The sequence below is a fragment of the Streptomyces sp. NPDC048637 genome, from assembly GCF_040650675.1.
Classification (GTDB): Bacteria; Actinomycetota; Actinomycetes; order Streptomycetales; family Streptomycetaceae; genus Streptomyces.
Window position 1 is genome coordinate 62013 of record NZ_JBEZHQ010000009.1, and the last position, 11979, is coordinate 73991.

Annotated in this window: 9 protein-coding genes; 2 read left to right on the forward strand and 7 right to left on the reverse strand. The window is 70.8% G+C overall.

What is annotated here, in order from left to right; translation table 11 throughout:
• Nucleotides 1–373: 373 nt before the first annotated feature.
• On the reverse strand, nucleotides 374–796 hold the full coding sequence (locus AB0C46_RS14560; RefSeq protein ID WP_362828154.1) for a hypothetical protein: 423 nt from the start codon (nucleotides 794–796) through the stop codon (nucleotides 374–376).
• Nucleotides 797–1446: 650 nt separating this feature from the next.
• Between AB0C46_RS14560 and AB0C46_RS14565 the strand changes: the two genes are divergently transcribed.
• Both AB0C46_RS14565 and AB0C46_RS14570 read left to right on the forward strand, forming a co-directional pair.
• The gene (locus tag AB0C46_RS14565; protein WP_362828155.1) at nucleotides 1447–5382 is read left to right on the forward strand and encodes a Pls/PosA family non-ribosomal peptide synthetase; all 3936 of its coding nucleotides are present in this window, start codon (nucleotides 1447–1449) and stop codon (nucleotides 5380–5382) included.
• Nucleotides 5383–5435: 53 nt separating this feature from the next.
• Entirely contained in the window at nucleotides 5436–6794 is a 1359-nt protein-coding gene (locus AB0C46_RS14570) for a M1 family metallopeptidase (protein WP_362828156.1), read from the forward strand.
• 101 nt (nucleotides 6795–6895) lie between these two features.
• On the opposite strand, the gene AB0C46_RS14575 is transcribed toward AB0C46_RS14570, so the two are convergent.
• Genes AB0C46_RS14575 through AB0C46_RS14600 form a run of 6 tightly spaced genes read right to left on the reverse strand, consistent with a single transcriptional unit; the run spans nucleotide 6896 to nucleotide 11976 of the window.
• Nucleotides 6896–7765 (reverse strand): acyl-ACP desaturase, encoded by an 870-nt coding sequence (locus AB0C46_RS14575; RefSeq protein WP_362828157.1) that lies wholly within the window; start codon nucleotides 7763–7765, stop codon nucleotides 6896–6898.
• Between the two features lie 37 nt (nucleotides 7766–7802).
• Nucleotides 7803–8672: a class I SAM-dependent methyltransferase gene (locus AB0C46_RS14580; RefSeq protein WP_362828158.1), complete on the reverse strand. Its 870-nt coding sequence runs from the start codon at nucleotides 8670–8672 to the stop codon at nucleotides 7803–7805.
• Nucleotides 8669–8950 carry an acyl carrier protein gene (locus AB0C46_RS14585; protein WP_362828159.1) on the reverse strand — a complete coding sequence of 94 codons (282 nt, stop codon included), beginning with the start codon at nucleotides 8948–8950 and terminating at the stop codon, nucleotides 8669–8671. The genes AB0C46_RS14580 and AB0C46_RS14585 overlap by 4 nt, the downstream gene beginning before the upstream one ends.
• A 1-nt stretch (nucleotide 8951) precedes the next feature.
• Nucleotides 8952–9452: a PaaI family thioesterase gene (locus AB0C46_RS14590; protein WP_362828160.1), complete on the reverse strand. Its 501-nt coding sequence runs from the start codon at nucleotides 9450–9452 to the stop codon at nucleotides 8952–8954.
• Nucleotides 9449–10279, reverse strand: coding sequence for a ferritin-like domain-containing protein (locus AB0C46_RS14595; protein WP_362828161.1), 831 nt, complete (start codon nucleotides 10277–10279; stop codon nucleotides 9449–9451). The genes AB0C46_RS14590 and AB0C46_RS14595 overlap by 4 nt, the downstream gene beginning before the upstream one ends.
• On the reverse strand, nucleotides 10276–11976 hold the full coding sequence (locus tag AB0C46_RS14600) for an AMP-binding protein (protein ID WP_362828162.1): 1701 nt from the start codon (nucleotides 11974–11976) through the stop codon (nucleotides 10276–10278). Before AB0C46_RS14600 ends, AB0C46_RS14595 begins: the two co-directional genes overlap by 4 nt.
• Nucleotides 11977–11979 lie beyond the last annotated feature (3 nt).

Consider the following 11979-nt stretch of genomic DNA (forward strand, 5'->3'; position numbering starts at 1 on the left):
GCGAGGTGTCAGTACTTGAGGGGCGCGCGCTTCTGCGTCGGTTACGCCTTTCCACGGTGTGCCCGGCGGCGTGTCAGGCCCGGCGAGGTGATCGGCGCATCCGGTCAGCACCGTGCTTGCTCCCCGTCCGACAGCCCCGTGCCTCGACCAGGCCCTCGCCAAGGCGGCAGCAACCCGCTGACGCGCCGTATGCCGGTGCCCCGACCACGGGGTCGGGGCACCGGCATAACCAGGCACCAGGACATCAAGGCATCAGGGCACCAGAACGGACATGCCTGCTCGGCACCCTGAAGCCCACCCGGCGCTGTATCTCATTGCCAGCAGGGCCTGAAACGCGTAGCTGCGGGCAGTGGTTGTGGCCGCGCTGCTGGAATCAGCGAACGTGCACCGTCGCCACGTCAGAGGCGTGCAGACGCACGGGCTTCTGGTCGTGCGTGCTGGTCAGGCCGTACAGCACCGCGCGGAATTCCAGGTTGCCGCGGCGCGCGGAGGTGCCGTGTGTAGTGACCTGCGCGTCGCCCTTGACCACGGCGCTGCAGTTCTCCTGGTGCCACCCTTGGCCGAAGCCCTTCTCCTCCACGCACAGCTGATGCAGGTAGCCGGCGCTGTCGTCGCCGCCGTGCGCCTTGATCGTGATGGTCTTGCCGACCTGTGCCGTGTGCGGCGCCGTGATATCCACACTGCCCTTGGCGAACGCCGGCCCGGCGGCCAGAGCCACTGAGGCCAGACCCAGCGCACCGATCACGGCCACACGGCCGCCCCGCGCCTTCATCCCGGTCTTCTTCGTCCTGGTCATGGACTTCCCTCCCGTGAATCCCCACACATGGCGAGACCCACCCCCTTCGCGAAGGCGCCCGGTGCGCCTCGCTGACCTCCCAGATGAGCTGGCCGTCCCACCCGTTGCATCCCGCCCGGCACCGTTACGAATCCACCACAAACCCGCTGGCCATGCTCATCCCCTACCAAACCGAAGTAGCCGTTCAGGGGCGGTGGGCGAGTAACGGGCTCGTGCCACGCCTGCCACCCGAATGACCCCGCCTCGTCGGCCACCCGGCTGGCCCCGCCTCGCCGGCCTCGGCCGTCAGGGCACGAGGGTCGATGTCCTGGATCGGCAGCTCCCCCAGGGAACGGCTCGTTCAAGCGCTTCGGCGACGGTGTCGTGGAGATGGGCGCTGTCTTCGACACCCTCAGCCCTGGACGGGGCAGGCCTCAGCCGACCCGCCGACCACAGTCGCCACAGTCGCCACAGTCGCCACAGCAAATATTCCACCCATTTGTCATCAATACTGGCCAGAGATGGCGAAGTGCCACATATTCACAGTGACGGGCGAGTGGGCCCGGCTGAGCCAGGCACGAGGCCTATGCCTCCGGAAGAGCGGCGCGGGTACGGCCACCGGGCCACCGGCTCTGCCCGCGGTGGTGGAAGGGGCCAGGGACGAGGAACGCATGGTCGAGCTGGCGTCGGCGCGCATGGTGCAGGAGCAGGACCTTCTCGGTGCACGCAGCGAGGGGGTTCCCGCCGTATTCGGCGGACGTACGGCTCTGGCAGCCCGCACCCTCATCGACATCGTGGACGCCACCGTCCTGATCCACCCGCACGAGCCGGCCTTGGACGACGGGCGGGTCTCGCTGAGCTACCGGGAACTCAGCGCCGAGGTCGACGGACTGCGGCACCGGCTGGCGGCGGCCGGCGTCGGCGTGGGTGACCGCGTCGGGGTGCGGGTGCCCTCCGGCACCAACGATCTCTACCTCTGCATCCTGGCCGTGCTCGCCGCGGGTGCAGCGTATGTGCCGGTGGACGCCGATGACCCGGACGAGCGTGCGGAGCTGGTGTTCGGCGAGGCAGGGGTGTGCGCCGTTCTGGGTGCCGGGCGGAGCCTCACCTTGTCGGGCCGCCGTCCACCCACCGGGGGTCGGAGCCGCCCAGGCCCGGGAGACGATGCCTGGATCATCTTCACCTCCGGTTCCACCGGCCGGCCCAAGGGCGTTGCCGTCACCCACCGCAATGCGGCGGCCTTTGTCGACGCAGAAGCGGCGCTCTTCCTCCAGGAGGACCCGATCGGTCCCGGCGATCGGGTGATGGCAGGGCTCTCGGTCGCCTTCGACGCCTCCTGTGAGGAGATGTGGCTCGCGTGGCGGCACGGCGCATGTCTGGTTCCCGCGTCGCGTTCCCGGGTACGTGACGGAGCCGGTCTCGGCTCCTGGCTGGCCGGGCAGGAGATCACGGTCGTGTCCACGGTGCCCACACTCGCCGCGCTGTGGCCGACCGAGGCGCTCAACGAAGTGCGGCTGCTGGTCTTCGGCGGCGAGCCCTGTCCACCCGATCTGGTGGAGCGCCTGGTCACCGAGGGGCGCGAGGTCTGGAACACCTACGGTCCGACCGAAGCGACCGTGGTCACCTGTGCCTCGCTGCTGACCGGCGAAGGGCCCGTCCGGATCGGCCTGCCGCTGGACGGCTGGGATCTGGCCGTGGTGGACGACGCCGGTGCTCCGGTGACCATGGGCGGCAGCGGCCGGCTTGTCATCGGCGGGGCCGGGCTGGCGCGCTACCTGGACCGCGACATGGACGTCGAGAAGTACGGCCCGCTTCAGTCGCTGGGCTGGGATCGGGCCTACCGCAGCGGTGACCTCGTACGGGCCGAGCCCGACGGACTGATTTTCCTGGGACGCGACGACGAACAGGTCAAGCTCGGTGGTCGGCGGATCGAGCTCGGTGAGGTGGACGCGGCGCTGCAGACGCTGCCCGGCGTCACCGGTGCCGCTGCCGCCGTCCGGACAGCGTGCGGCGGCAACCCACTGCTGGTCGGCTATGTGGTGACCCAGGACGGCTGGGACCGGACGAGGGCCGTCGAGCGGCTGCGCGCCCAGCTGCCCGCCGCCCTGGTGCCGCTGCTCGCCCCCGTCGACGCCCTGCCCACCCGCACCTCCGGCAAGGTGGACCGGGCCGCGCTGCCCTGGCCGTTGCCCCGGACGGCAGGTCCTGCTCCCGCAGCGCCGGGGTCGGCCGGGCAGCTCGACGACACCGAGGCGTGGCTGGCCGAGCGGTGGCACGAGATCCTCGGTGTGCCGGTCACCGACGCCCGGGACGACTTCTTCGCAATCGGCGGGGGCAGCCTGGCCGCCGCCCAGCTCGCCACCCTGCTCCGCGAACGCTACCCGGCCACCGCCGTCCGCGACATCTACCAGCAGCCCACCCTGCGCAAGCTGGCCCGGCTGCTGGACCGCGCCACGCCGGAGGAGAGCAGCACGCCGGAGGAGAGCGGCACGCGCCTGGTGGCGCCCGTCCCGGGACGGGCCCAGGCCGTCCAACTGCTCCTACTCCTCCCGCTCTTCGCTCTGGCCGGGCTGCGCTGGACCCTCGTCCTGCTGGCCCTGGGCAACGTCCTGACGTGGTTCGGCAGCTATCCCTGGGCGCCGACGGCGTCGTGGTGGTGGGTGGCGGCCGGCGGCCTGCTGCTCTTCAGCCCACCGGGCAGGCTGGCGGTCGCAGCCGGTGGGGCGCGGCTGCTGCTGCGAGGGCTACGACCGGGAAGCTACCCCCGCGGCGGTACCGTGCATCTGCGGCTGTGGACCGCGGAACGGCTCGCGGAGCTGAGCGGCGCCGTCCATCTGTCCGGGGCGTGGCTGGTCCGTTACGGCCGTGCGCTGGGCGCACGGATCGGGCCGGATGTCGATCTGCACGCGCTGCCTCCCGTCACCGGCATGCTCAAGCTGGGCCGGGGATGTGCCATCGAGGCGGAGGCCGATCTGTCCGGCTACTGGCTGGACGGGGACCGGCTGGAGATCGGTCCGGTGAAGGTCGGCTCCGGGGCGGTGGTCGGTGGCCGCAGCACGCTCCTGCCCGGTACCCGGGTGGGCAAGCGGGCTCAGGTCGCTCCCGGTTCGTGCGTCACTTCCCGGGTACCGACCGGCCAGAGCTGGGGCGGTGCGCCGGCCGTCAAGCTGGGCAAGGCCGCACGGCGGTGGCCCAAGGGGCGTCCCGCGCGCCAGGCCCGGTGGGCGGCCCTCTACGGAGTGACCCGGCCAGGCCTGGGGCTGCTGCACCTTGCGGCGGGCATCCCCGCGCTGGCGGTGGCCGGCTGCTTCGTTCATCCCGGGGACGGCCTTGGCGGCACGGTCCGTGGCGGACTCCTCGCCCTCGTGCCCGCCACCTTGGCCTTCGGGTTGGCGTACGCCGCCCTGCTGATCGCCGCGGTCCGACTGCTGAGCCGTGGTCTGCACCCCGGCTGGTATCCGGTGCACGGCCGGGTGGGCTGGCAGGCCTGGACCGTCAGCCAGCTCATGGATCTGGCACGTGAGACGCTCTTTCCGCTCTACGCCGGTCTGATCACTCCCGTTTGGTTACGGGCACTGGGAATGAAGGTCGGCCGCCGCGTCGAGCTCTCCACGGTCCTTGCGCTGCCCAGCCTCACCACGGTGCGCGACGGAGCCTTCCTGGCCGATGACACGCTCGTCGCCCCGTACGAACTGGGCGGCGGGTGGCTGCGGATCGGCCCGGCCGAGATCGGCGAGCGGGCCTTTCTCGGCAACTCCGGCATGACTGCCCCGGGGCGCGCCGTTCCGGACCGGGGGCTGGTGGGAGTGCTGTCCGCCGCGCCCAAGAAGGCGAAGAAGGGCCGCTCGTACCTGGGGATGCCCCCCATGCGCCTGCCGCGTGCGACGGACACTGCGGACCAGCGCCTGACCTACGATCCGCCCGCCCGGCTGCTCTGGGCCCGGGGCCTGGTCGAAGGGTGCCGGCTGCTTCCGGTACTGGTCTCGGCCGTCCTCGGCCTGCTGGTCCTGGCCGCGCTGGCCCACCTGGTCACCCATGCCACACCGGTGGCGGCAGCGCTGCTGTCCGGCCCCGTGCTGCTGGCCGCGGGCGCCGTCGCAGGTGTCGTGTCCCTCGCCGCCAAGTGGCTGCTGGTGGGACGGTTCCGCCCGGTGACACACCCGCTGTGGAGCGGCTTCGTGTGGCGTACGGAGCTCGTCGACACCTTCGTCGAGGTACTCGCCGTACCGTGGCTGATCGGCGCAGTACCCGGCACGCCAGTGATGAACCTCTGGCTGCGCGGTCTGGGGGCCACGATCGGCCGGGGAGTGTGGTGTGAAAGCTACTGGCTGCCCGAACCCGATCTGGTCACGCTGGAGAATGGGGTGAGCGTCAACCGGGGCTGTGTGCTGCAGACCCACCTCTTCCACGACCGCATCATCCGGATGGACAGCGTGGCTCTGCGCGAGGGCGCAACGCTCGGCCCCGGCGGCATCGTGCTGCCCGGCAGCACCCTCGGGGCACGCAGCACACTGGGACCGGCGTCGCTGGCGATGGGCGCGGAAACCGTCCCCGCCGGCACCCGGTGGCTGGGCAACCCGATCGAGGCCTGGCGCCCCCGGGAATGAGGCACCTCGCCGCATGGACCGTCAGCCCGCCGACGCCAGGGAGAGAGCGACCGTTGAAGCCCCAGCAGGTCTCGGCCGCAGGACCGGATCCGTACTTCCCCGATCACGGGGACCCCCGCTACCAGGTCCACCACTACGAACTCGACCTGGCATACCGGCCGGTGCCCAACCACCTCAGCGGCTCGGCCCGGCTCAGCGCGCTGACCGGCACCGGGCCGCTGACGGAGATCGCACTCGACCTGGCCGCATTCAAGATCCAGCGCGTACGGCTGGACGGCCGGGCCGCGCGCTACACCCACCGGTCGGGCAAGCTGCGGATCCGCCCCGCGAAGGCGCTCGCCCCGGGCACGGCCTTCACCGTCGAGGTGCACTACACCGGCAACCCCCGGCCGGCACCCAGCCCGTGGGGCGGTCTGGGCTGGGAGGAGCTGACCGACGGTGCGCTGGTGGCCAGCCAGCCGGTCGGGGCTCCCTCCTGGTATCCCTGCAACGACCGGCCGGCCGACAAGGCGTCGTACCGGATGTCGATCACCACACCGTCCCCGTACACGGCCGTCGCAGGTGGCCGGCTGGTCAGCCGTACCCCCCGGGCGAGCAGCACCACATGGGTGTACGAACAGCCGGCACCCACCTCGACCTACCTGGTGGCCCTGTCCCTCGGCAAATACACCGCGGTACCGCTCACCAGCCCTGCCCCCGGCGGACAGCCGCTGGTACCGCAGACTGCCTTCGTGCCCGCACGACTACTCCCCCTGTTCTCCTGGGACTTCGGCCGCCAGGGCCTGATGATGCAGTTCTTCCAAGAGGTGTTCGGCCCCTATCCCTTCGGGGAGTACACGGTGGTGGTCACCGACGAGGAGCTGGACGTGCCGGTGGAGGCTCAGGCCATGGCCACCTTCGGCGCCAACCACCTTGACGGGGCACGCACCTGGGAACGTCTGATCGCCCATGAACTCGCCCACCAGTGGTTCGGCAACAGTGTCTCGGTCGCCGACTGGCAGCACATCTGGCTCAACGAGGGCTTCGCCAAGTACGCGGAGTGGCTGTGGTCCGAGCACGCCGGCGCCCGCACGGCGGCGGAGCACGCCGACGCCACGCACGCCGCGCTGGCCACCCGGCCTCAGGATCTCCGGCTGGCCGGCCCTGGGCGGGACTTGATGTTCGACGACCGGCTCTACGCGCGAGGCGGGCTGACGGTCCATGCGCTGCGCTGCGCCCTCGGCGAGGCCGCCTTCTTCCGCATGCTCAAGGACTGGGCCACCGAACACCGGCACAGCGCGGTGACCACCGCCGACTTCACCGCACATGCCCAGCAGTATGCGGCCGCCCCCGTGGACGAACTCTTCCGTGCCTGGCTCCGGGAGCCCGCTCTGCCTCCGCCACCGCGCCCACAAGATCGCACCGATCCGTAGGCTTTCCGGCCGAGTGCGGGACCGTTTCGACCAGCTCGGCCGGGGTGGCCGTCGGGATAGGTGAGCCTTGCTGTGAATCGTGCGGCGGCGACGGTCGGCCGTCACTTCGAGGGGCGCAGGGTGCGGCACGATTCGACGAAGTCGATCAGGCTGTCGACGCGCTCGCTCGGGGCGTCGACCGCCCGGTTGACCACCTTGATGAGGTGCTCGTAGGCGTCGGTGTGGTCGTAGCGGGCGGTGTCGGCGATCTTCAGCGCCCACCGCCAGTAGCCTCGGATGGTGTCGGACAGTGGCATCCGGAAGTTCGCGACGACCTCCCTGATCGGGTCGGCCACCTCGTCTCCGTAGTGGCGCAGGTACTGGGTGACGACGTCGGCCATGAAAGTGAAGTGGCGGGCCTCGTCGCGGCTCAGCCGTGTCAGTACCTGGGTGAGCACCGGGTCGCCCGTCACCGCGCGCAGCTGCTGGTAGTAGATCTGGGTGGCCTTCTCCTGCACGAGCGCGTACGCGAAGAACTGCACCGGGTGGTCGTAGGGCAGCTCGAACCGGCCCTGTCCCGGGGCGATCAGCTGCGCGCGCACCCCGCTCGCATCGCGCATACCGGAGGCCTCCTGGTAGCGGGCGAGCGCGCGGGCGTGGGTGTCTTCCTCGGACGCCCAGCGGATGGTGAAGTGGTAGAGCTCGCGGTTGTGCTCGTAGATCTCCGGCTCGACGGAGCCGTCGACGGGGAAGTTCTCGGTGTAGAGCGAGAAGTAGCCCGGCAAGTGGTCCTCGATGAGGGTGATGAACTCGACCGCGGAGCGCTGCCCCTCGGTGAGCAGGCCCGCGTCGGCGAGGTCCCAGTCGAGTCCGGATTCGACGCTCCAAGGCCGGGCCTGGGCGGCGGCCGCGAAGTAATGGGTGACGGCGAGCGCCATGTCCCCGGCCGGCAGAACGCCCGCGTCGGCGCAGGCGGTTTTCGCTGTGGTCATGACTTCCCTCTCCGGAGGTGCCCCGTGCGCGGGCGGGTCAGCGCGACTTCCGGCACACGAGCGCGTAGTGCTTGGTGGTGTATCCCCAGCCGGCGTTGGCGATTTCCAGGTAGCGCAGGAGCTGCTCGGTCAGCCCCGCGTCGAGGTCGTCGAGTTCCCCGGCGGCGGCCCGGACGTTCTCGCTCCAGAGCTCGATCGTCCGGTGGTAGTCGGTGGTGAGGTCGTGGACCGCGCGGAGGGAGAAGCCCGCGCCCTCGGCGGCGGCGATGAGTTCGGACAGCGGGCGCAGATCGCCCGAGCCGAAGACGCTGTTGCGGATGAAGTCCGTGCCGGGGCGCTGGTCGAAGGTCCGGCGGACGGCCTCGCTGCGGAAGCAGCTCTCCGACAGGTAGAGGGTCCCGCCGCGGCGCAGTGCGCGGCGGATCTTGGCGAACACCGTGTCGAGGCCGTCCATGTGCACCACGGAACCGAGCAGGGTCACCGCGTCGAAGGCGCCGGCCTCCGGCTCGTAGGTCTCGAACGACGCGGTCTCGGTGCGTACCAGCCCGTCCAGGCGGCGTTCGGCAACGCGGCCGCGGATGTACGCGTGCTGGCGGGGCGCCGGGCTGATGCCCACGGTCCGGCAGCGGTACTCCTCGGCCATGAACAGCAGCAGCGCGCCCCAGCCGCAGCCGACGTCCAGGAGGCGCTCGCCGCCGGTCAGCCCGAGCTGCTCGGCGACGAACGACAGCTTCTGGCGCTGGGCCAGCTCCAGGGTGTCCGCGTCGGTGCGGAACAGGCCGGAGGAGTACTTGCGGAGCGGGTCGAGGAAGCGGGCGAAGATCTCCGGGTCGAGGTCGTAGTGCTGGTTGGTGGCGGGCGCCGCGGCGGGCACACCGGCGGCCGTGTCGGCGGCGGAGACGGTCATGCGTGTTCCCGGGTGATGGCCTTGCCGACCAGCTCGACGACCTCGTCGATGGTGTTGATGCCGAAGATCTCCTCGTCCTCAAGCTCGATGTCGTAGGTCTGCTCGATCTTCGCGATGATGCGCACGACCTTGATCGAGTCGGCCCCTTCGACGCCCCGCAGGTCGGCGTCGGGGCGCAGCTCGTCCGCGGGGCGGTCGAGGACTGCGGCGACCACCTCGGTGATGGTGCGGGCGAGGTCGTCCCGGGTACCGGCGGAGAGGTCGGTGTTGCTGGTCATGTCAGGCTCCCATGGCTTGCTGGGCTTGCTGGGCTTGCTGGGCTTGCTGGGCTTGCTGGGCTTGCTGGGCTTGCTGGTGAGGTTGGTAGCTCGCGGTGGCGGTGGCCATCACGGCGTCGTGCTCGTCGAGCACCTCTGCGCGGGCGGCGATGGGGCCGGTGGCGCCGGTGGCGGCCGACGCAACACACCGGTAGCGGTGGCCGACGGTGACGACGCCGAGGTAGCGCATCCGCATCGAGGTGGTCAGGGCCGGGAACCCCAGCCGCAGGACGACGAGGTTGCCCATCGTCTCGTCGCAGATGAGCCCGAGGATCCCACCGTGCACGACGCCGGGGTACGACTCGTAGCGGTGGTCCAGCACGAACGCGGTGCCGAGGCGGTCGCCGGTCCGCTCGAAGGCGAGCGCCAGGCCGCTGGGGTTGACGGGTGAGCAGCCGAAGCAGTGGTGGTCGGCCCGGCCGGCCCAGGGCAGCGGCTCGGCGGGGGACGCGGAAACGCTCATCCCAGGGCCGTCGCGATGGCGCGCCGCACGGCGCGGTTGGAGGAGAGGTCGTATCCGGTCAGCGAGCCGAAGGTGCGGCGGATCTTCCCCTGGAGCGCGTCCAGTTCGCCCTGGTCGGCGACGGCATCGAGGAAGAGCTCGAAGCCGGTGTCGATCGTCTCCGAGTCGTTGAGCTCGGCGAGGCCCGACTTGAACACACCGACCGGGTGCTTGATCCGGTCGTCGGCGGTGTAGAAGTACAGCGTCTCCAGAACCGAGGCGGTCTCCTCCGGGTGCTGCTGGAGCCGCTGGGCCGCGAAGTGCAGGAACTCCTTGGCATGTCCCGCCTCGTCACGGCTGGCGCGCAGCAGCAGGTCCTTGAGTGCGGGTTCCGCCACCCACGCGGAGACGGCGCGGTAGACGTGGTTGACGGTGAGCTCGGAGATGATGTTGGTGGCGAGCGTCGCCGACGGCGTCGAGCCGGGATCGTAGGGGGCCCGCATCGCCGCCACGGCGCGGTTGTCGACCTCCTCGCCGACGGCCTGGAGCCAGGAGGTGAACGCGAAGTGGTGCTGCACCTCCTGGTATCCCCAGATCACCGCGAACGCCGAGAAGTCGTAGTCAGCGGCGAATTCGTTGAGGAATCCGTGGACCGCGGCGATGACATTGGATTCGCCCATCACGGCGCTCTTCACCAGCGTGATGTACTCCGGTTTGACCAGCGAGCGGTCCACCTCTCCCAGCGGCAATTCGGCGAGCCGCCAATGGCTCTTGTCGTAGTGCCGGAAGACTCCGAGGCTGTGCATCCGGTCCATGCCGGGCGCTTCGGTGGTCTGGTGTGCCGTCATGAATTCGCCTCCGCGATGATGTGGTCCCGCATGCCGAGCCGCTGAAGTTTTCCGCTGGTGGTGCGGGGAATCGAGCGTGCGGCGACGAGTTGGACAGTCAGCTGGGAAAGGCCGAGCACCGAGGTGCAGCGGGCTCGGATCTCCTGGGAGAGCCGGTCTCTCTCCGCCGGTTCGGACAGCCGCGTTTCGGCACAGAGCATGATCTGCTCGTGCTCGCTGTCCTCGGTCAGTGCGAACGCCACGCACCTCCCCTTGTGGACCCCGGGGACCGTGCGGGCGACGGACTCGATGTCCATCGGGTAGACGTTGGCCCCGCGTACGGTGATCATTTCCTTGCTGCGGCCGGTGAAGTACAGCTCGCCGTCCCGCCGGTAGCCGAGGTCCCCGGTGCGCAGCCAGCCGTCGGCGGTGAACGGGTCGTCGAGTCCGCCCAGGTATCCGCTGGTGACGGAGGAGCCGCGGACCTGGATCTCGCCGACCCGGCCGTCCGGCAGCTCCTGCTCGCGGTCCGGTGAATCCGCGAAGCTCTGGGGGTGTTGGGGGTGTTGGGGGTCCGGGGAGCTCTGGGACGCCACGCGGAAGGTCATGCCGGGGGCCGCCCGGCCGAGGCCGACGACGCCGCGCGCGCCGGGGTCGGCCTCGCTCAGCGGCACCGCCGTCCAGCGCTCGGCGAGGGCGGCCCGGTCGACCCAGTCGTACACCGGCGCCCGGCCCTGCGGCGGGAGGGAGATCAGCAGGGTCGCCTCGGCCATCCCGAACGCCGGAAGCAGCGCCGCGGGCCGGAACCCGGCCGGGGCGAAGTGGTCGAGGAAGCCCCGTACGGACGCCACGGAGAGCGACTCGGCACCGTTGAACGCCACCCGCCAGCGCGACATGTCCAGGGACGGCACCCGCTCCGCCGGGACCGCGTCGACGAGGTTGTCGAAGCCGAAGTTCGGCATCGCGTTGATCGTGGCGGGTGTACGGAGGAACTCCTTGAGCCACCGGCCGGGGTTCCGGACGAAGGCCGTCGGAGACCAGATGGTGACCGGAAGCCCGTTGAACAGGCCGGTGAGCGTGCCGAACAGGCCCATGTCATGGAAGAGCGGCAGCCAGCTGCCCCAGCCGTCGTCGGGCCCGATGGCGATGGCAGAGGTGATCGAGTCGGCGCAGGAGAGCACATTCGTCTGGCTGAGGACAACGCCCTTGGGCGCGAAGGTGCTGCCCGAGGTGAACTGGATGACGGCCGGGTGCCCGGCCGCGGGCCGGGGCAGCGGTACCGGGCCGCCCGCGGCGACGAGTCCGGCTGCCTCACGGACGCGGGGGCCGGTGAGCTGCTCGGTCACGGCGCGCATCTTCGCCACCGTCACCACATGACTCACCGAGGCGGTGTCGATGATCCCCTGGGTGCGCCGCAGATAGCCCTCGATGTCGCGCAGGACGATCGGCAGCGGCAGGGGGCAGGCCGCGGCGCCGATCCGCCCGGCGGCGAGCACTGCTTGCAGGAACGCCGCCCCGTTCGGGCAGAGGATGCCGATCGTGCCGCCTTCGGTGGCACCGTCGGCGAGCAGCCCCGCGGCCATCCGCCGGGAGGAGTCGGCCAGTTCCGCGTAGGTGAGCCGCTCGTTCTCGCTGGGGAAGGAGAGGATCTGGCCGGGGTTGCGGGCGGCGGCCTCGTCGAACGCCTCGGTCAGGCTGGGGAACTCGGCAAACGTCACTGC